A 17,753-nucleotide genomic window follows, 5' to 3' on the forward strand; every position below is an offset into this window, starting at 1 on the left:
AGTCGACGACGACCGGAGGATCAACAGTGACGAATCAGCACTCAGGGGGCACCACGAAGGGCACCGGCGAGGAGGAGCACCTGCGGCGGGCGCTGAGCAACCGCCACATCCAGTTGCTCGCGATCGGCGGGGCGATCGGCACCGGCCTGTTCATGGGCAGCGGCAAGACCATCTCGGTCGCCGGCCCGTCGGTCATCTTCGTCTACATGATCATCGGCTTCATGCTGTTCTTCGTCATGCGGGCGATGGGCGAGCTGCTGCTGTCGAACCTCAAGTACAAGTCGTTCAGCGACTTCGCCAGCGACCTCCTCGGCCCCTGGGCCGGCTTCTTCACCGGGTGGACCTACTGGTTCTGCTGGGTGGTCACCGGCGTCGCCGACGTCATCGCGATCGCCGGGTACACGGATGCCCTCATCCCCGGCATCCCGCTGTGGATCCCCGGCCTGCTCGTCATCATCATCCTGCTCGCGCTGAACCTGCCCACGGTCGCCGCCTTCGGCGAGATGGAGTTCTGGTTCGCGCTCATCAAGATCGTCGCGATCGTGGCGCTCATCATCACCGGCCTCGTGATGATCTTCACCGGCTTCCAGCACGACGCCGGCACCGCGTCGTTCGCGAACCTGTGGGACCACGGCGGCATGTTCCCGCACGGCTTCATGGGCTTCGTCGCCGGCTTCCAGATCGCCGTCTTCGCGTTCGTCGGCATCGAGCTCGTCGGCACGGCCGCGGCCGAGACGAAGGACCCGACGCGCAACCTGCCGAAGGCGATCAACGCCATCCCGATCCGCGTGCTGCTGTTCTACGTGGGCGCGCTCATCGTTCTGATGGCCGTGACCCCGTGGACCGAGTACGTCGCGGGCGAGAGTCCCTTCATCGCCATGTTCGCCCTCGCGGGCCTCGGCATCGCCGCGACGGTCGTGAACCTCGTCGTGCTGACCTCGGCCATGTCGAGCGCGAACTCGGGCATCTACTCCACCTCGCGCATGGTGTTCGGACTCGCGCAGGACGGCGACGCCCCGCAGATCTTCGGCCGCCTGTCGTCGCGCAAGGTGCCGCAGAACGCGCTGTTCCTCTCCTGCATCCTGCTGCTGTCGGGCGTCGTGCTGCTGTACGCGGGCAAGGACATCGGCACCGCCTTCGACATGGTGACCACGGTCTCGGCCGTGTGCTTCATGTTCGTGTGGACGATCTTCCTGATCAGCTACATCGTCTACCGCCGCACGCGCAAGGAGAAGGCCGCGGCATCGGTGTTCCGCATGCCGGGCGGTCTGTTCATGCCCTACGTGGTGCTCGCGTTCTTCGTGTTCATCCTGTGGGCGCTGACCACGCAGCCCGACACCCTGACCGCGCTGGCGGTGACGCCGATCTGGTTCGCGCTGCTCGTCGTGGCGTGGCTCTTCGTGCGCAGGTCTCCGAACCACATCTCCCGTCACGAGGCCCACATCGCGCACCTGCGCGACGACTCCGCGGAGTAACGCGTTCACAACTCCTCAAGGATCGGCCGATTCCGCCCGGAATCGGCCGATCCTCGTCTGTCGGCCCTGTTTCTTGAGGAGTTGTGAACCAGGAACCCGGGACTCGGCTCAGGCCGCAGCCACCGCGACGGGCTTCGCAGCGAACAGGCGCTTCCGCAGCGCGAGGAACAGCAGCACCATCCCCGCCGAGAGCAGGATGTGACCGAGCCCCGCGATGCCGGAGATCATGGCGGATGACTCCCGACCGAGCACCGTGAGGCATCCGTGCCAGACGAGCATCGCCGAGGTGAGCACGAGTCCGGCGTTGTAGATCCAGAAGAACCAGCCGAACAGGCGGCTCTCGCTCAGTGCGAACGCCTTCTCGAGCAGCAGCACGATCAGCAGCACGACGAAACCCAGGACGAGGACGTGCGTGTGGACGAGACCGAGCTGGGTGAACTGCCCCTCGGGGAAGCCGTTGGCCTTGGTGAACTCGCGGTAGAAGAGTCCGGAGAGCACGCCGACGAGCATGTAGGCGAACGCGGCGTAGAAGAGCTTGCGCATGAGGGGTGTCCTTTCGAGGCTGACTCCAGCCTCGCGCCGCGGCACCCGCACCGGATCCATCGTTCGGTTGAGATGCACGGCACGGCGCCGCGCGGCACGGCAGCGCCGTGCGAAGCTGCGACGGGCAAGACGCCCGAGACATCAGAAAGGTCAGAGGATGCCGGTGTCCCGGGCGATCGCGATCGCCCGGGCGCGGCTGTCGGCGCCGAGCTTCTCGAACACGTGCACGAGGTGCGTCTTGACCGTCGCCTCGGTGACGAACAGCGTCTTCGCGATCTCCCGGTTCGATGAGCCGGTGTCGAGGAGCCGCAGCACGTCGAGCTCGCGCTCGGTGAGCCGCACCCGCGGTGCCCGCATGACCTCGACGACGCGTTCGCTGAGCTCGGGGGTGAGCACGAGCCCTCCTGCGGCAGCGTGACGGATCGCCTGCACGATCACGTCAGGAGCGACGTCTTTCAGCAGATATCCCGCTGCACCTGCCTCAATCGCCCCGAGAATCTCCGCATCTCGATCGAAAGTGGTGAGGATGATCACCGCGGGGGCCGGCTCCTGCGCGCGGAGTGCAGCGGTGGTCTGGACGCCGTCCATGCCGGAGCCCAGGCGCAGATCGCACAGCACGACATCGGGGTGCAGATGCCGCGACAGCGCCACCGCCTCCTCACCGGATGCGGCCTCCCCCACGACCTCGATGTCGTCGCGGCGGTCGAACAACGAGCGCACGCCCGCCCGCACGATGGGGTGGTCGTCGACGAGCAGCACGCGCAGCGCGGTCATGACGCTCTCCCCTCGCCGCGGGGCGACGGGCGCCCTCCGACCGGCACATGGGCCGAGAGCGCCGTGCCGTCGCCGGGGGCGCTCTCCACGTCGAGTCCGCCGCCGAGCTCGCGGAGCCGCGCCCGCATCGCACGCAGGCCGTAGCCGCCGTCCGGCCCCGGTGCGTCGAGTCGTGCGGAATCGAAGCCGCGTCCGTCGTCGACGATGTCCAGGCGCACCGTGTCACCGGCATCCGCCAGCGTCACCACCACCCGCGAGGCGCCGGAGTGCGTGCGCACGTTCGCGAGCGCCGACTGGGCCGTGCGCAGCAGGGCGACCTCGGCGTCGAGGCCGAGCGCGGGGAGGTCGTCGGCCTGCAGCGTCGCCGCGATCCCGGTCTCGTCCGACAGGCGCCGCAGCATCCGTCCGAGCGCGTCGCCGAGGGCGGCCTGCTCCAGCTCCGCCGGCATGAGGTCGTTCACGATGCGTCGGGCGTCGGCCAGTCCCTCTGCGGCGAGCGCGGCGATCTGCTCGAGCGCGCGGTCGGGGTCGGCATCCTGCTCCGTCCCGGTCCGAGCCAGCATGCCGATCGACGCCATGCTCTGCGCGACGGTGTCGTGGATGTCGCGCGACACCCTGGTGCGCTCGGCGCTCGCACCGGACTCGCGCTGCGTTCGGGCGAGCTCGTCCTGCAGGGCCGCCATCTCCTCGTGCGCCTGGACGAGCGAGGAGATGAGCCGACGCCGTTCGCGCGCGTCGCGGACGAGCTCCAGGTATCCGCGCGAGATCCCCAGCGCGAAGACCCCGCCGACCAGCGGGCCGATCACGTTGGCGTAGCTGGTGGTGCCGTGGTGCAGCACGGGAGCCGCGATGACGACGGCGAGGATCAGGATGCTCAGCGGAGCCGCCCACCGCATCCGCAGCACGAATCCGGAGAGCAGCCAGAGCGCGAAGGCGAGCCACACGTACTCCGGCGACAGCGCGACGGCGCCGAGCCAGATAAGCGTCAGCCCGAGCAGCCAGCCGGCGGCGAGGCGACGGTCCGCGGTGCGCTCGCTCAGCACCAGGCCGCCGCCGTGCCAGCCGAGGAAGACGAGGCTGATCGCCAGCACCCACGGCAGGGGCACGCCGTCGAGTGCGGCCCGCCAGGAACCGATCGCGACGAGCACCACGGTGATCACGGCCTGCCCGACCCGCACGGAGCCGATCAGCCCCGCCCAGGTGCGCACGCGCACGGGCTCGGCGGCGGGGTGATCAGGAGACGGCATCCTCACATTCTTCCTCCCCGCCCCCTCGCACGCCTCCACCTTTCGGTTGACCGCCCCTTCGCCCTTGCCTGCCGCCGTCGAGATCATGTGCGCTCGACGGCGATGGAGGGCCTGCCAAGAGGGGGTGCGGCAGGGCCTCCCTCGGGAGGGGGAGGCGGGCGTAGCGTCGGAACGACAGGATGCCGACGGAAGGACACACCATGCACACGCGCACACTCGGACAGGGCCTCGAGGTCTCGGCGGTCGGACTCGGCTGCATGGGCATGTCGCAGAGCTACGGGCCGAATCCCGGCACACGGGAGGAGATGATCGACGTGCTGCGCTCGGCGCTCGACCTCGGCGTCACCTTCTTCGACACGGCGGAGGTCTACGGTCCCTACGTGAACGAGGAGCTCGTCGGAGAGGCCCTCGCGCCGATCCGCGACCAGGTCGTGATCGCGACGAAGTTCGGCTGGAAGATCGAAGACGGCAAGAGCGTCGGCCTCGACAGCAGGCCCGAGCAGATCCGACGGGTCGCCGAAGCCTCGCTGCGACGGCTGCGCACCGACACGATCGACCTGTTCTACCAGCACCGCGTCGACCCGGACGTGCCGATCGACGACGTGGCCGGGACGGTCGGCGAGCTGATCGCCGAGGGCAAGGTTCGGCACTTCGGCCTCTCCGAGGCGTCGGCGGACACCATCCGGCGCGCGCACGCCGTGCACCCGGTGACGGCCCTGCAGAGCGAGTACTCGCTGTGGACGCGCGAGCCCGAGGCGTCCGTGCTTCCCGTGCTCGCCGAGCTCGGCATCGGCTTCGTGCCGTTCAGCCCCCTCGGCAAGGGCTTCCTGACCGGCACGGTCGATCAGAGCACGCCCTTCACCGAGGGCGACATCCGCGGAACGATCCCGCGCTTCAGCGAGGAGAACCGCGCCGCGAACCAGGAGCTCGTCGGTCAGGTCGCCGCTCTCGCCGCCGCGAAGGACGCCTCCCCCGGACAGATCACCCTCGCGTGGCTGCTCGCCCGCGAGCCGTGGATCGTGCCCATCCCCGGCACGCGCCGCACGGCGCGCATCGCCGAGAACGCGGGCTCGACCGCCGTCGCGCTGTCCGCCGACGAGATGTCCGCCCTCGATCAGCTGGCCACGCGGGTCCACGGCGCCCGCTACAACCCCCAGCAGATGTCCTTCATCGACCGCTGACCCCGCACTTCCCGCGGCCGGGTCGCGTCGGGTCGCGTCGGAGTCGCCGTCAGGATCGCCGTCGACTTCACGCGCACTCGGCGACGTCACGCCCACAGGCCGGGTTTACGTGCACTCGGCGGGATGCCGTGCACTCGGCGAGTGCACGGCATCCCGACCTCGACAGGCCGTGCACTCAGCGACTTCACGTGCGCACGCGGCGGGGCTAGCGTGGCGGGGTGAGCACAGACCGCAGCTACCCGACGACGATCGCCGCGGGCGTGGAGCACGAGCTCGTCATCAAGAAGTCGCGGTTCATCGCCCACGTCGAGCCCGTCGCCTCGGTGGCGGAGGCGGATGCCGTCATCGCCGGCATCCGCAAACGGTTCTGGGACGCACGGCACAACTGCAGCGCGATGGTCACCGGCCTGCTCGGCGACCAGGCGCGGTCATCGGATGACGGAGAGCCGTCAGGCACAGCCGGCATCCCGATGCTCGAGGTGCTGCGGCGTCGGGAGCTCACCGATGTCGTGGCCGTGGTCACCCGGTACTTCGGCGGCGTCAAGCTCGGAGCCGGCGGACTCGTGCGCGCCTACTCCACGGCCGTCTCGGAGGCGCTGGATCTCGCGTCGCCCGTGCGGCGGGAATCGCTCACGCAGGCGACGGTGGTCGTGCCCCACGCGGATGCCGGCCGCTACGACAACCTGCTGCGCGACTGGGCCGGCCACCACGGCGCGACGCTGGGCGCACCGAGCTACGGCGCGGCGGCGACGCTCGAGCTCTGGGCGCCCGCCGCGGCGCTCGCCTCCCTGGCCGACGACCTCGCCGCCGCATCCGCCGGCGCTGTGACGCCCGTCTTCGGCGCCGAGCGCATCGTCGACGTGCCCGGCTGACCGCCCGCCCCCGCATCCACGTTCCCGTCCGCCCGCGCCCGCCCGACGCCGAAGTCCCGTCCACCCGCGCCCGCCCGCCACCGGAGTCCGTCGGCGGTCGCCGCCCATCGCCCGTCGCCCTCGCGTGACCTCGCCGAGTGCACGGCCTCACGACGGCAGCATCCCGCCAGGCTCTGCGGGAAACCCCAGAGCATCTGCACGCGGCGCGGCGTGTCGACCGGGTGGCACGCCGTACCGGCATCCGACGCTCTGGGTTTCTCCCCGGCGAACGGGGTGAGGTCGGTGCGGGGCGTCCGCACCCCGGCACGGCGGATACGCTGGATCAGAGCTGCCGGAAGGAGCGAGATGTTCGACAGCCCGCTCTCGGCCTCTGCGTACGAGGTGCTCGGCGTCGACCCGACGGTCGACCACGACGAGCTGCGGCGCGCCTACCGGCTGCGCCTGCGCCAGACGCACCCCGACACGGGTGGCGACGCCGCCGTGTTCATCCAGGTGCAGTACGCGTGGGAGCTCATCGGCACCCCCGAGGGCCGCGCCGCGTACGACCGCGGGCACGGTTTCGTCGCGGAGAGCGAGTGGAGCGGATGGCGCGTGCAGACCGCCCGTCCGGACACACGGCCGCGCGCCCGCTCCTACGGGCACCCCGGCGGATGGCGCAGAGAGCGGTACATCACGCTGATCCGCGAGTGGGCGGGCGTCGGCGTGGAGGTCCCCGATCCCTACGACCCCGCGCTGGTCCGTCAGGCGCCGCGCGAACTTCGCCGGCTGCTCGCCGATGCGCTGGCGGAGGAGGAGACGGCCCGGACCGTCTCCGACCTCGGCATGGGCTTCACGATCTGGCATGACGTGGCCACGGGGGCGGATGCCGACGACAAGCTCGATCACGTCGTCCTCAGCCCGTCCGGTCTCTACGGCGTGATGTCGGAGGACTTCGGCGGGGTGGTCGGATTCCGCCGCGGCGAGATCACGGGCCCGACCGTCGGGGTCCGCGCCCCCGTCACCGCGCTCCTCGGGCGCATGCGCGTGACGGCACGTGCCGCACGGGTGCGGTTCGGCGGCGCCATCGTCGTGCTGCCGGACGACGACCTCGTGCAGGCCGTCACTCCACTGGGCACCGTGCGCGGCATCCCGGTCGTCGTCGTGCGCCGGAGCGCGCTGGGCATGGTGCTCCGCCAGGGCGTGCCGGGGGTGCGCGCGATCGGCGGCAACGAGCTCTTCGACGTCCGCACGCGCCTGCAGCAGACCGTGCGATTCGTCTGAGCGGCGCGCTACGTTACAGGCATGAGCGACTCGACCGGCCGTGCAATAACTGCATTCCTGGTGTGGATCGTGCAGCTGTTCCTCAGTGTCCTCGCGGCCGGCACGACGCTCCTCGAGACTCTCAGCATCGCCAGCTGCACGGCGACGTCGTGCGACTACGCCGCCTACGCCGCCATCGTGAACACCCTCTACATCGGCGCTCTCGTCCTTCTGATCGTCTCGGGGGCGGCGATCCTCCTGCTGCGGCGCAGTCGCGGTGTGGTGCTCGCTCCGCTCATCGGCATCGTCCTGCTCCTGGCACTGCTGGTGATCACCTACGTCGCGGGCCGTGAGGCGCTGACCCTTCCTCTCTTCGGGAACCGACTGGCGTAGCGACATCCGCTCCCCTCACTACTGACGGGTTCCGCGCCGAGCGTTGACGCGGTCAATCAAACCGGTTTACACTCATCAAACCGGTTCACTCCGGTCTTTCCACGAGGAGGTGGCATGAGCCGCACGACGATCGCCGATGTCGCCCGCGAGGCCGGCGTCACGAAGGCGACGGTGTCGCACGCCCTGAGCGGCAACCGCCCGATCTCCGAGGAGACCCGCGCGAAGGTCCTCGCGGCGGCCGAGAAGCTCAACTGGGCGCCCAGCCAGAGCGCCAGGGCCCTCGCGAACCGCCGCGCCAACGCCGTGGCGGTCGTCCTCGCCCGCGACCCCGAGGTCATCGCGAACGACTCGTTCTTCCCCGCCTTCATCGCCGGCGTGGAGTCCGTGCTCGCCGAGACCGAGACGGCTCTCATCCTGCAGGTGGTCCCCGACCGCGACGCCGAGGAGCGCGCCTACCGCTCGCTCACCCACGGCCGCGCCGACGGAGCGCTCCTGCTCGACCTCCGCGACGACGACTGGCGCGTGCCCTTCCTCGACGAGCTCGAGCTGCCGACGGTCCTGGTCGGCGCCTACGACCAGCCGCACTCGTTCTCGTGCGTCCGCACCGACGATGCGACCCCCGTGCGCGAGATCATCGCCCACCTGCGCGACGCGGGTCACGAGCGCATCGCGCACATCTCCGGCCCGCTCGCCTACGTGCACTCCCGAGCCCGCGCCGAGGCCTACACCGACGAGATCGGCGGCGACGAGCTGCTGCGCGAGGGCGACTTCACCGCAGCGAGCGGACGCGCGCTGACCGAGGAGCTGCTCGCTCTTCCCGAGCGCCCCACCGCGATCGTCTACGCGAACGACACGATGGCGATCGCCGGCCTGTCCTACGCACGCTCGCAGGGCCTCTCGATCCCCGACGACCTCGCGATCGCCGGATTCGACGACGACCACCTCTCCGCCCACCTCTCTCCGGCGCTGACCAGCGTCTCGTCGGACCCCGCCGCGCGAGGTCGCGCGGCCGCCCGCCTCCTGCGGGCAGACATCCTCGGAGCGCAGCCGCGCACCGAGATCGTCGACTGCAACGTCGTGCACTTCCGCGAGAGCACAGCGGCGCCGTCGGCAGCTACACCCACCGTGTCGAGGAGGACACCATGAAGAAGATCCGTGCAGCAGCACTCGTCGGCGCAGTCAGCGCCTTCGCGCTCGTCGCGACCGGATGCTCGGCAGGAGCCGGCACCACCGCCGGCTCGGCCGACGGAAAGGGCCCGATCAAGGTCTGGCTGTCGAACAACGAGCAGGAGGTGGCCTGGGGTCACGCCGTCGTCGACGCCTGGAACAAGGACCACCCCGACGAGAAGGTGACCGCGCAGGAGATCCCGGCCGGATCCTCCTCCGAAGAGGCGATCACCGCGGCGATCACCGCCGGCACCGCACCGTGCCTCGTGTACAACGTGGCCCCGGCCGCCGTCTCCGGATGGGTCAAGCAGGGCGGCCTCGTCGACCTCAGCAAGCTCGACGGCGGCGCCGACTACATCACCTCGCGCGGCGGAGAGCTCGCCGCCTACAAGACCGACGACAGCTTCTACCAGCTGCCGTGGAAGTCCAACCCGGTGATGGTCATGTACAACAAGGCCCTCTTCCAGGCCGCGGGCATCGACCCCGAAGACCCGCAGATGAACACCTACGACACCTTCCTCGAGGGGTCCAAGAAGATCGTGGCCTCGGGTGTGCAGAGCGCGATCTGGCCGGCGCCCACGAGCGAGTTCTACCAGCCGTGGTTCGACTTCTATCCGCTGTACCTCGCCGAGACCGACGGCACCATGCTGGTCGAAGACGGCAAGGCCACGTTCGACTCGGATGCCGGAAAGAAGGTCGCCGAGTTCTGGAAGACGATCTACGACGAGAAGCTGGCCCCGAACGAGGCCTCGACCGACGACGCGATGTCGGCGGGCACCACGGCCATGCAGCTCGCCGGCCCGTGGGCCATCCCGTCGTACGCCGACACCGTCGACGTCGGCTTCATGCCGGTGCCGACCAGCGACGGTCGCGACAACCCGACGACCTTCGCCGACTCCAAGAGCGTCTCGATGTTCACGGCGTGCAAGAACCAGGGCACCGCGTGGGACTTCCTGCAGTTCTCCACGAACGAGGACAGCGACGGCCAGCTGCTGGAGCTCACCGGTCAGATGCCGATGCGCACCGACCTCGCCGGCACCTACCCCGACTACTTCTCCGCGAACCCGGACTACACGGCCTTCGCGAAGCAGGTCGAGGCGACGGCGGACGTGCCCAGCATCCCGAACTCCGTCGAGGCCTGGCAGGCCTTCCGCGACGAGTACTCGTCGGCCGTGATCTTCGGCAAGACCTCCATCGACGAGTTCCTGAAGACGGCGGCCTCGAAGATCGACAAGCTCGTCGCCGAGTGACGTCATGACCGACAACCGGCGGCTGCGCACCCGATGGCTGGGTGCGCAGCCGATCGGCGGCCTCTTCGCGCTGCCGTACTTCGTCTTCGTGATCGCGATCTTCGCGTATCCGCTCGCCTTCGCCGTCTACATCGCCTTCCACGACTACTTCTTCACCGCCCCCGGCACGGAGGTCGAGCGCCCGTTCGTCGGCTTCGACAACTTCGTCACGGTGCTCACCGACCCGCGGGTCATCGACTCGTTCCGCAACACGCTCGTGTTCCTCGTGATCAACGTGCCGCTGACCGCGGTGCTGTCGCTGATCCTCGCGGCGGCGCTGAACACCGGCATCCGCTGGGTCGCCGCCTACCGCGTGGCGTTCTACGTGCCGTATCTGACGGCGAGCGTCTCGCTCGTGGGCGTGTGGATGCTGCTGTTCTCGGGCAACGGACTGATCAACACGATCCTCGGCCCGCTCGCCCCCGACCCCTCATGGCTCGTCAACAGCGGACTCGCGATGCCGATGATCGCGCTGTACGTGACGTGGAAGCAGCTGGGCTTCTACATCCTCCTGTATCTGGCAGCACTGCAGAACGTGCCGAAGGAGCTGTACGAATCGGCCGAGACCGACGGCGCCGGCATCCTCTCCCGCTTCCGTCACGTGACCGTGCCCGGCGTCCGCAGCGCGACGACCCTCGTGCTGATCCTCTCGATCATCACCGGCGCCAACCTCTTCACCGAGCCCTACCTGCTCACGAACGGCGGCGGCCCCGACGGCGCCTCGTCCACCCCCGTGCTGCTCATCTACCAGCTGGGCATCCAGCAGCAGAACCCCGACACCGCAGCGGCGATCGGCATGATCCTCGTGGTCCTGGTCGGGATGCTGTCGCTCGCCGCCAACCGCGCGACCAGGGAGCGATGATGACCCGCAGACGTTCAGTCCCCCGCATCCTGAGCATCATCGTGCTCACGATCGCGGCGATCGGCTTCGCCTTCCCGTTCTACTTCATGCTCGTGGGGGCGTTCCAGAAGAACCCCACGAACTCCCCGAACGAGCTCTTCCCGACGAGCGGGTGGACGGTCGACAACTTCGTCGCCATCGACTCGCGCATCGACCTGGCGGGTTCCCTGCTGAACTCGCTCATCTTCACGGCGGGCGTGCTGCTCGGCACCGTCGTGTTCGGGCTGCTCGCCGGCTACGCGATCGCCCGGCTCGACTTCCGCGGTCGCGGGGTGATCTGGGTGCTCATGCTGCTCGTGCAGATGGTGCCGTTCCAGCTGCTCATGATCCCGCTGTACGTGCAGATCACGCGCAGCTACGGCCTGGGCGACTCGTATCTGGGCATGATCCTGCCGTTCCTCATCAACACGACCGCGGTGTTCATCTTCACGCAGTTCTTCAAGGCGCTGCCCGTGGAGATCTTCGAGGCGGCGCGGATCGACGGGGCAGGTGAGATCCGCCTGCTGACCTCGGTGGCGCTCCCGCTGATCCGACCGGTGCTCGTGACCGTCGTGCTGGTGACCTTCATCGGTCCGTGGAACGAGTTCCTGTGGCCGTTCCTCATCACCAAGGACTCGAGCCTGCAGCCGCTCGCCGTGTCCCTCGCCAACTACATCTCGAACGTGGCGCAGTCCACCGCCAACCCCAACGGCGCGATCCTCGCGGGCGCCACCGCCCTCGCGTTCCCCGTCGTGATCCTGTTCATCGTCTTCCAGCGGTTCTTCACCGCCACCGACCTCGGCGCCGCCGTCAAGGGCTAGCCCAGAAAGGCATCCATGTTCACCGGAGCATCCTTCCCCCTCGGACCGTTCACCCCCTACGAGGGCAACCCCATCCTGCGCCCCCGCGGCGAGAGCTGGGAGTCGGCCAACCTGTACAACCCGGCCGCGCTGGTCGACGGCGACGAGGTCGTGCTGCTGTACCGCGCGCACGCCGACGACATCGTGTCGCACATCGGCATGGCCCGCTCCCGCGACGGGGTGACCTTCACGCGAGAGGACGCTCCGATCCTCTCCCCGTCCGAGGACTACGAGCGCTACGGCTGCGAGGACCCGCGCATCGCGCTGATCGACGGCACCTACTACCTCACTTACACGGGCTGGGACCGCCGCAGCGCCCAGCTGTGCCTGGCGACCTCGACCGATCTGCGCACCTGGACCAAGCACGGCCCGCTGTTCGAGGACTTCGACACGTTCAAGACCATGGATCCGCGCGGCTTCAACTGGTCGAAGGCCGGGGTGATCGTGCCGCAGCGGATGCACGGCAAGTGGTGGATGTACTTCGGCGAGGGCGCGATCTACTGGGCCACGAGCGACGACCTCATCCATTGGACGCCGGGCACCGCAGACACCGCCCCCATGTACTCCCCGACACCGGGCACGTGGGACGAGGCCCTGGTCGAGATCGGCGCCTCCCCCGTGCTCGCCGACAACGGACTGCTCGTGTTCCTCACGAACGGCGCGACCCGCACGATCAACGACGACGGATCGGTCGACGTCGACTACCGCTGCGGGCAGATCGCGATCGACCCCGACGAGCCGACGAAGGTCATCGCCCGGCTGCAGGAGCCGTGGCTGCGGCCGCAGTCGTTCGAGGACCTGCACGGACTCATCTCGAACGTGACCTTCATCGAGGGGCTCGTGAAGTTCCACGGCAAGTGGTTCGCGTACTACGGCCAGTCCGACACCACGCTCGCCGTCGCGATCCACGATCCGGCGGAGCCGTGGGGCCGTGCGCTGCGCGAGCCCGCGGCCGACCTCTCCTGATCACCCCTCACGAACCCCGCTCCACCGACAGCACGAAGAAGTGATGACATGGACACCTCACGACGCACCTTCCTGACCATCGCGGCGACGGCATCCGCCCTCGCCCTGATCCCGGTCGACGCGGCCGTCGGCGCGACGACCGCAGCTCCAGGGCTCGCCGGTCCGCTGCCGCTCGACGCCGCCCGACGCCCGCGCCTGACGAATCTCGCGCACCTGCGTTTCCTGCTCGCCGACGTTCCCGTCACCGCGAGCGCCGAGCACACCACGTTCGGCATCGACACCCGGCCGACAGTGCGGGCGCCGTGGACCTACGCGGATGCCGACGGCGCGGGCGGCTTCCGCCGCGTCGGAGGAGGGAACCGCGATGCGGTGACCGGCTACTGGAGTCAGGGTGCGTACAACGCCGACGACATCGCGCGAGCGGCCGTCGTGCTGCTGCGGGATTGGAAGGCGACGGGCGACGCGCAGAGCCGCGACGAGGCGCGCGACCTGCTGCGCTCTCTCGCGTTCCTGCAGACCGCGACCGGACCGAACGCGGGCCGTGTGGTGCTGTGGCAGCAGGAGGACGGCACGCTGAACCCCAGCGCGATCCCGGTCGAGCTGCCCGATCCGTCGGACTCGGCGGAGTCGTACTGGCTCGCCCGGTCGGTGTGGGCGTTCGGCGAGGGCCATGCCGCGTTCCGTCGGGAGGATGCCGCGTTCGCGGAGTTCCTGCTGGCGCGGCTGCACCTGTGCCTCGACGCGCTCGGACGCGAGTCGCTCGGCCGTGCCGGGCAGTGGGTGCGCAGCGACGGCAGGAGGCTTCCGGCATGGCTGATCGCGGGAGGGGCGGATGCCACGGCAGAGGCCATGCTCGGCCTCAGCGCAGCCGCCGAAGCGGGTGACTCCCGCAGTCGCGGTGCACTCCAGACCTATGGCGAGGGTGTGGCCGCGATGGCGACGGATCCGCGGGCGGGCTGGCCGTTCGGGGCCGTGCTGCCGTGGACGGGCTCGCTCGGCTTCTGGCACGCGTGGGGCTCGGCCGCTCCGGAGGCGCTCGCCCGCGCGGGCGCCGTGCTGCGCCGCCGCGACTGGACGGCGGCGGCCGCGGCCGATGCCGGGCGCTTCACACCGCAGGTGCTCGCGGCGGGAGGGCCGAGCAACGCCTGGGCCCCGCTTCCCGCCGAGGCGCAGATCGCCTACGGCGCGCACGGACGCGTGGCCGGTGCGGTCGCCGCGGGCGGCGAGGGACACCGTGTGCTCGCGGGCCTGGCCGCCGGATGGTTCTTCGGCGCCAACACCGCCGGGATCCCGACGTACGACCCGGCGACCGGCGTGACGTTCGACGGCGTCGAGACCGACGGCCGCGTGAACCGCAACTCCGGCGCGGAGTCCACGATCCACGGACTCCTGACCATGCTGCTGCTCGACGCGAACCGCGACATCGCGCAGATCGCGACCTCGATCACGGGGCTGACCTCGCACTCGGGTCTGCGCGTGATCGACGCGGAGACCGCCCGGCTCTCCCCCGGCAGCACGGTCGTGCGACCGGCCGACGGGGCCTGGACCGGCGAGGGCAACCTGTCGGGAGGGGCGTACGTGCAGGTCCCGCGGGGCGAGTGGGTGGAGTTCGACGTGACGGAGGCCGGCGGCATCCTGCACGGTCTCGTCTGGCGACAGGCGGCGGATGCCGGGGATGCCGTGTGGGAGGTGTTCCGCGGACGACGCCGCCTGTGGACGACCAAGACGCCAGCGGGCGGCACCGGCGATCGCGGACTCACCGAGGCAGACGGCATGCTCGTGCCGCAGCTGCTCGGCGGGGACCTGCCTGCCGAGCAGGTCACGGTGCGCTGCACGAGTCGCGGCGACGTGCGGCTCGACGCGCTGGTGATCCAGCCGCGCGTCGTGAGCGCGGTGTACGCGACGACGACGGGGGCCGCGGCGCTCTACGCCAACGGCTCCCGGTCGGACGAGCGGGTCGCCCCGCTGGCGCCGGGCACCGGCCGCGCGTACGACGCCGACGGCTCGCAGCGCGGTCAGGCCGCCCAGGGCGGTCGGGTCCGCGTGCGCGGCGAGGGGTTCACGATCACGCGCGGCTGAGGGTCATCGCGGATATCGGGCTCCGACCGAGTTCCGGACTCCGATGCGCGGCGCTCACTCCGACGCGGGCACGTATCTCAGGACGTTCGTCTCCCTGCGCTGGAAGCCGACGGACTCATAGAGTCTCAGCGCGGACTCACGCGAGGGGCGCGAGGTGAGATCCAGTGTGCGGAGACCCCGACGACCTGATTCGTCGGTGATCGCTTCAAGCAACCGGCGGGCGATGCCACGCCCGCGCGTCTGCTGTCCGACAACGACGTCCTCGACGATGCCGCGCCAGCCGGTCGCCAGAGGGAAGGTCACAAGAGTCGCCATGCCGACCAGTTCGCCCGCGTCGCGGGCGACGAAGAGATCCACTCCTGGTGCATCGATCATCGCCTGCACGCGTTCGGCGTCGAAGATGGCGGTCGACGACAACTGGGGAAGGAGTGTATCCATCTGTCGAAGATCATCGTCGGTGAGGCTCTTCACGATATCGATGTCGATGTTGTCCGTCATGCCCGCGAGCCTATGTCAGGTGACACGAGACGGAATAGCGCACGGGGTCAGCAGTGGAGTGAGCTCACCGCGAAGAAGAAGCCCCGCGCCCGGTCGGCCACCGCAGCGCCGATGCCCACACCGACATGCCGATACTTCTTTTGAATCACTAAAAACAACGTGTACAGTCGAGGCATGGACACCGACCTCGACTCCGCGCTTCGCGACGCGGGTCTTCGTGCGACTGCGGGCCGCGTCGCCGTTCTCGAGGCGCTGGAGTCCATGGCCCACACGGATGCCGAGCGGGTCTACCGCGCGGTGTCCGACGTGCTTCCGACCACGTCGATCCAGTCGGTGCACAACATCCTCGCGGACCTGACGACGGCGGGTCTCATCCGCCGGATCGAACCGGCAGGCTCCGCGGCGCTCTACGAACGGCGCATCGGCGACAACCACCACCACGTCGTGTGCACCCACTGCGGTGCCATCGGCGATGTGGACTGCGTCGTCGGCGAGGCGCCGTGTCTCACCCCGTCGAACACGGGGGGATTCACCGTCCAGACCGCAGAAGTCACCTTCTGGGGCGTATGCCCCCGCTGCCAGGACGCCGCGCCCTAGAACCTTACGGGTTCGTCAGAACTCCACCTGTGCGCCGCATCCCCCGGCATCATCGAACGACCCCTTACCCCGGCGTCGCTGCATCGACGCGCGTCGGGGACCCCACTGAACACCGATACGAGACGAAAGTGAACGCATGACCATGTCAGATCTCCCCGGCACCACGACCCAGACCGGCACGCCCGTCGCCAGCGACGCGCACTCCCTGACCGTCGGAGCAGACGGCCCCACGGTCCTCCACGACCGCTACCTCGTCGAGAAGCTCGCCTCGTTCAACCGCGAGCGCGTGCCGGAGCGCAACCCGCACGCCAAGGGCGGTGGCGCGTTCGGCACGTTCACCGTGACCGAGGACGTGTCCGCCTACACCCGCGCCGCCGCGTTCCAGCCCGGAGCCGTGAGCGAGACGCTGCTCCGCTTCTCCTCCGTGGCGGGCGAGCAGGGGTCCCCCGACACCTGGCGCGACGTGCGCGGCTTCGCGCTGCGCTTCTACACGACGGAGGGCAACCTCGACATCGTCGGCAACAACACCCCGACGTTCTTCCTGCGCGACGCGATGAAGTTCCCCGACTTCATCCACTCGCAGAAGCGCCTCGGCGACTCGGGCCTGCGCGACGCCGACATGCAGTGGGACTTCTGGACGCTCTCCCCCGAGACCGCCCACCAGGTCACCTATCTCATGGGTGACCGCGGCCTGCCGGCATCCTGGCGCCACATGAACGGCTACGGCTCGCACACGTACCAGTGGGTCAACGCCGAGGGCGAGCGCTTCTGGGTGCAGTACCACTTCCTGTCGAAGCAGGGCGTGGAGCGGATGGATGCCGCCGAGGCCGAGAAGCTCGCGGGATCGGATGCCGACTACTACCGTCGCGACCTGTTCGACGCGATCGCCCGCGGCGACAACCCCTCGTGGGACGTCTTCGTGCAGGTCATGCCGTACGAGGAGGGCAAGACCTACCGCTTCAACCCGTTCGACCTCACCAAGACGTGGTCGAAGAAGGACTACCCGCGCATCAAGGTGGGCACGTTCACCCTCGACCGCAACCCGCAGAACTTCTTCGCCGAGATCGAGCAGGCGGCGTTCTCGCCCGGCAACCAGGTTCCTGGCACGGGCATCTCGCCCGACAAGATGCTGATGGCTCGGGTGTTCGCGTACTCCGATGCGCAGCGCTACCGCATCGGCGCGAACTACAACCAGCTGCCGGTCAACCAGCCGCACGCGGCCGAGGTGCGCAACTACATGCACGAGGGCCAGATGCAGTACCGCTTCAACCCGGCCGAGCACCGCGTGTACACGCCGAACTCGTACGGTGCGGCCGGTGGCCCCGCCGCAGACCCGGTTGCGGGCGTCGAGGCGAGCTGGGAGTCCGACGGCGAGCTGATCCGCGCCGCGGCGACGCTGCGCGTGGACGACGACGACTTCGGCCAGGCCGGCACGCTGTACCGCACGGTCTTCGACGACGAGCAGCGCGCCCGGTTCCTGGACACCCTCACGGGTCAGGGCCGCAGCATCACCATCGACGCGATCCGCGAGCGCTTCTTCCAGTACTGGACGAACGTGGATGCCGCACTCGGCGAGGCGCTGCGCTCCCGCGTCTGACCCAGAAGGGGGACGGATGCCACGGCATCCGTCCCCCTTCTCTGTGTCCGGGGCTCCTTGTCGCATGTCTCGCATACCCATCCGCCCTCATCCGAA

The 17,753-nt window shown here is 69.5% G+C and carries 17 protein-coding genes; 13 read left to right on the plus strand and 4 right to left on the minus strand.

Annotated features, from left to right (window positions below):
• Positions 1-26 precede the first annotated feature (26 nt).
• On the plus strand, positions 27-1,475 hold the full coding sequence (gene cycA / locus ACFY5A_RS04730; protein ID WP_387232084.1) for a D-serine/D-alanine/glycine transporter: 1,449 nt from the start codon (positions 27-29) through the stop codon (positions 1,473-1,475).
• A gap of 108 nt (positions 1,476-1,583) precedes the next feature.
• On the opposite strand, the gene ACFY5A_RS04735 is transcribed toward cycA, so the two are convergent.
• The 3 genes from ACFY5A_RS04735 to ACFY5A_RS04745 all read right to left on the minus strand — a co-directional run bounded on the left by ACFY5A_RS04735 (position 1,584) and on the right by ACFY5A_RS04745 (position 4,039).
• Positions 1,584-2,018, minus strand: coding sequence for a DUF2871 domain-containing protein (locus ACFY5A_RS04735; protein ID WP_387232086.1), 435 nt, complete (start codon positions 2,016-2,018; stop codon positions 1,584-1,586).
• 150 nt (positions 2,019-2,168) lie between these two features.
• Positions 2,169-2,792 (minus strand): response regulator transcription factor, encoded by a 624-nt coding sequence (locus tag ACFY5A_RS04740; RefSeq protein WP_223585551.1) that lies wholly within the window; start codon positions 2,790-2,792, stop codon positions 2,169-2,171.
• A complete protein-coding gene (locus tag ACFY5A_RS04745) occupies positions 2,789-4,039 on the minus strand; it encodes a sensor histidine kinase (RefSeq protein ID WP_387232088.1) in 1,251 nt (416 codons plus the stop codon). Before ACFY5A_RS04745 ends, ACFY5A_RS04740 begins: the two co-directional genes overlap by 4 nt.
• A 200-nt stretch (positions 4,040-4,239) precedes the next feature.
• On the opposite strand from ACFY5A_RS04745, the gene ACFY5A_RS04750 reads away from it, so the two are divergent.
• The 10 genes from ACFY5A_RS04750 (at position 4,240) to ACFY5A_RS04795 (ending at position 14,965) form a co-directional block, all read left to right on the plus strand.
• On the plus strand, positions 4,240-5,220 hold the full coding sequence (locus ACFY5A_RS04750; protein ID WP_387232090.1) for an aldo/keto reductase: 981 nt from the start codon (positions 4,240-4,242) through the stop codon (positions 5,218-5,220).
• 218 nt (positions 5,221-5,438) lie between these two features.
• Entirely contained in the window at positions 5,439-6,092 is a 654-nt protein-coding gene (locus ACFY5A_RS04755; RefSeq protein WP_341940888.1) for a YigZ family protein, read from the plus strand.
• A 345-nt stretch (positions 6,093-6,437) separates the two neighbouring features.
• Positions 6,438-7,352, plus strand: a complete 915-nt coding sequence (locus tag ACFY5A_RS04760) for a DnaJ domain-containing protein (protein ID WP_341940887.1) — start codon at positions 6,438-6,440, stop codon at positions 7,350-7,352.
• A gap of 21 nt (positions 7,353-7,373) precedes the next feature.
• Positions 7,374-7,724: a hypothetical protein gene (locus tag ACFY5A_RS04765; RefSeq protein WP_387232093.1), complete on the plus strand. Its 351-nt coding sequence runs from the start codon at positions 7,374-7,376 to the stop codon at positions 7,722-7,724.
• 114 nt (positions 7,725-7,838) lie between these two features.
• Positions 7,839-8,870, plus strand: a complete 1,032-nt coding sequence (locus ACFY5A_RS04770; protein ID WP_341940885.1) for a LacI family DNA-binding transcriptional regulator — start codon at positions 7,839-7,841, stop codon at positions 8,868-8,870.
• The gene (locus tag ACFY5A_RS04775) at positions 8,867-10,141 is read left to right on the plus strand and encodes an extracellular solute-binding protein (RefSeq protein WP_387232095.1); all 1,275 of its coding nucleotides are present in this window, start codon (positions 8,867-8,869) and stop codon (positions 10,139-10,141) included. The genes ACFY5A_RS04770 and ACFY5A_RS04775 overlap by 4 nt, the downstream gene beginning before the upstream one ends.
• A gap of 4 nt (positions 10,142-10,145) precedes the next feature.
• Positions 10,146-11,042: a carbohydrate ABC transporter permease gene (locus ACFY5A_RS04780; protein ID WP_223585546.1), complete on the plus strand. Its 897-nt coding sequence runs from the start codon at positions 10,146-10,148 to the stop codon at positions 11,040-11,042.
• Positions 11,039-11,881 (plus strand): carbohydrate ABC transporter permease, encoded by an 843-nt coding sequence (locus ACFY5A_RS04785; RefSeq protein ID WP_341940882.1) that lies wholly within the window; start codon positions 11,039-11,041, stop codon positions 11,879-11,881. Before ACFY5A_RS04780 ends, ACFY5A_RS04785 begins: the two co-directional genes overlap by 4 nt.
• A gap of 15 nt (positions 11,882-11,896) precedes the next feature.
• A complete protein-coding gene (locus tag ACFY5A_RS04790) occupies positions 11,897-12,886 on the plus strand; it encodes a glycoside hydrolase family 130 protein (RefSeq protein ID WP_387232097.1) in 990 nt (329 codons plus the stop codon).
• A gap of 48 nt (positions 12,887-12,934) precedes the next feature.
• A complete protein-coding gene (locus ACFY5A_RS04795) occupies positions 12,935-14,965 on the plus strand; it encodes a hypothetical protein (RefSeq protein WP_387232099.1) in 2,031 nt (676 codons plus the stop codon).
• Positions 14,966-15,019: 54 nt separating this feature from the next.
• Here the strand turns inward: ACFY5A_RS04795 and ACFY5A_RS04800 are convergent, their stop codons facing one another.
• On the minus strand, positions 15,020-15,463 hold the full coding sequence (locus tag ACFY5A_RS04800; RefSeq protein ID WP_387232101.1) for a GNAT family N-acetyltransferase: 444 nt from the start codon (positions 15,461-15,463) through the stop codon (positions 15,020-15,022).
• Between the two features lie 174 nt (positions 15,464-15,637).
• Between ACFY5A_RS04800 and ACFY5A_RS04805 the strand changes: the two genes are divergently transcribed.
• Positions 15,638-16,060: a Fur family transcriptional regulator gene (locus tag ACFY5A_RS04805; RefSeq protein WP_341940876.1), complete on the plus strand. Its 423-nt coding sequence runs from the start codon at positions 15,638-15,640 to the stop codon at positions 16,058-16,060.
• A 142-nt stretch (positions 16,061-16,202) separates the two neighbouring features.
• Positions 16,203-17,657: a catalase gene (locus ACFY5A_RS04810; protein WP_105675957.1), complete on the plus strand. Its 1,455-nt coding sequence runs from the start codon at positions 16,203-16,205 to the stop codon at positions 17,655-17,657.
• The last annotated feature ends 96 nt before the right edge of the window (positions 17,658-17,753 follow it).

Source organism: Microbacterium sp. NPDC012755, assembly GCF_042901325.1.
In the GTDB taxonomy this organism is placed as follows: Bacteria; Actinomycetota; Actinomycetes; order Actinomycetales; family Microbacteriaceae; genus Microbacterium; species Microbacterium natoriense.

What these genes read in the sequence shown, in the direction of transcription:
- ACFY5A_RS04740 (WP_223585551.1), bottom strand. Translation starts at nt 2,792, where the DNA reads ATGACCGCGCTGCGCGTGCTGCTCGTCGACGACCACCCCATCGTGCGG.
- ACFY5A_RS04760 (WP_341940887.1), top strand. Translation starts at nt 6,438, where the DNA reads ATGTTCGACAGCCCGCTCTCGGCCTCTGCGTACGAGGTGCTCGGCGTC.
- ACFY5A_RS04800 (WP_387232101.1), bottom strand. Translation starts at nt 15,463, where the DNA reads ATGACGGACAACATCGACATCGATATCGTGAAGAGCCTCACCGACGAT.
- ACFY5A_RS04745 (WP_387232088.1), bottom strand. Translation starts at nt 4,039, where the DNA reads ATGCCGTCTCCTGATCACCCCGCCGCCGAGCCCGTGCGCGTGCGCACC.
- ACFY5A_RS04775 (WP_387232095.1), top strand. Translation starts at nt 8,867, where the DNA reads ATGAAGAAGATCCGTGCAGCAGCACTCGTCGGCGCAGTCAGCGCCTTC.
- ACFY5A_RS04750 (WP_387232090.1), top strand. Translation starts at nt 4,240, where the DNA reads ATGCACACGCGCACACTCGGACAGGGCCTCGAGGTCTCGGCGGTCGGA.
- ACFY5A_RS04805 (WP_341940876.1), top strand. Translation starts at nt 15,638, where the DNA reads ATGGACACCGACCTCGACTCCGCGCTTCGCGACGCGGGTCTTCGTGCG.
- ACFY5A_RS04765 (WP_387232093.1), top strand. Translation starts at nt 7,374, where the DNA reads ATGAGCGACTCGACCGGCCGTGCAATAACTGCATTCCTGGTGTGGATC.
- ACFY5A_RS04795 (WP_387232099.1), top strand. Translation starts at nt 12,935, where the DNA reads ATGGACACCTCACGACGCACCTTCCTGACCATCGCGGCGACGGCATCC.
- ACFY5A_RS04735 (WP_387232086.1), bottom strand. Translation starts at nt 2,018, where the DNA reads ATGCGCAAGCTCTTCTACGCCGCGTTCGCCTACATGCTCGTCGGCGTG.
- ACFY5A_RS04780 (WP_223585546.1), top strand. Translation starts at nt 10,146, where the DNA reads ATGACCGACAACCGGCGGCTGCGCACCCGATGGCTGGGTGCGCAGCCG.
- ACFY5A_RS04785 (WP_341940882.1), top strand. Translation starts at nt 11,039, where the DNA reads ATGATGACCCGCAGACGTTCAGTCCCCCGCATCCTGAGCATCATCGTG.
- ACFY5A_RS04770 (WP_341940885.1), top strand. Translation starts at nt 7,839, where the DNA reads ATGAGCCGCACGACGATCGCCGATGTCGCCCGCGAGGCCGGCGTCACG.
- ACFY5A_RS04810 (WP_105675957.1), top strand. Translation starts at nt 16,203, where the DNA reads ATGTCAGATCTCCCCGGCACCACGACCCAGACCGGCACGCCCGTCGCC.
- ACFY5A_RS04790 (WP_387232097.1), top strand. Translation starts at nt 11,897, where the DNA reads ATGTTCACCGGAGCATCCTTCCCCCTCGGACCGTTCACCCCCTACGAG.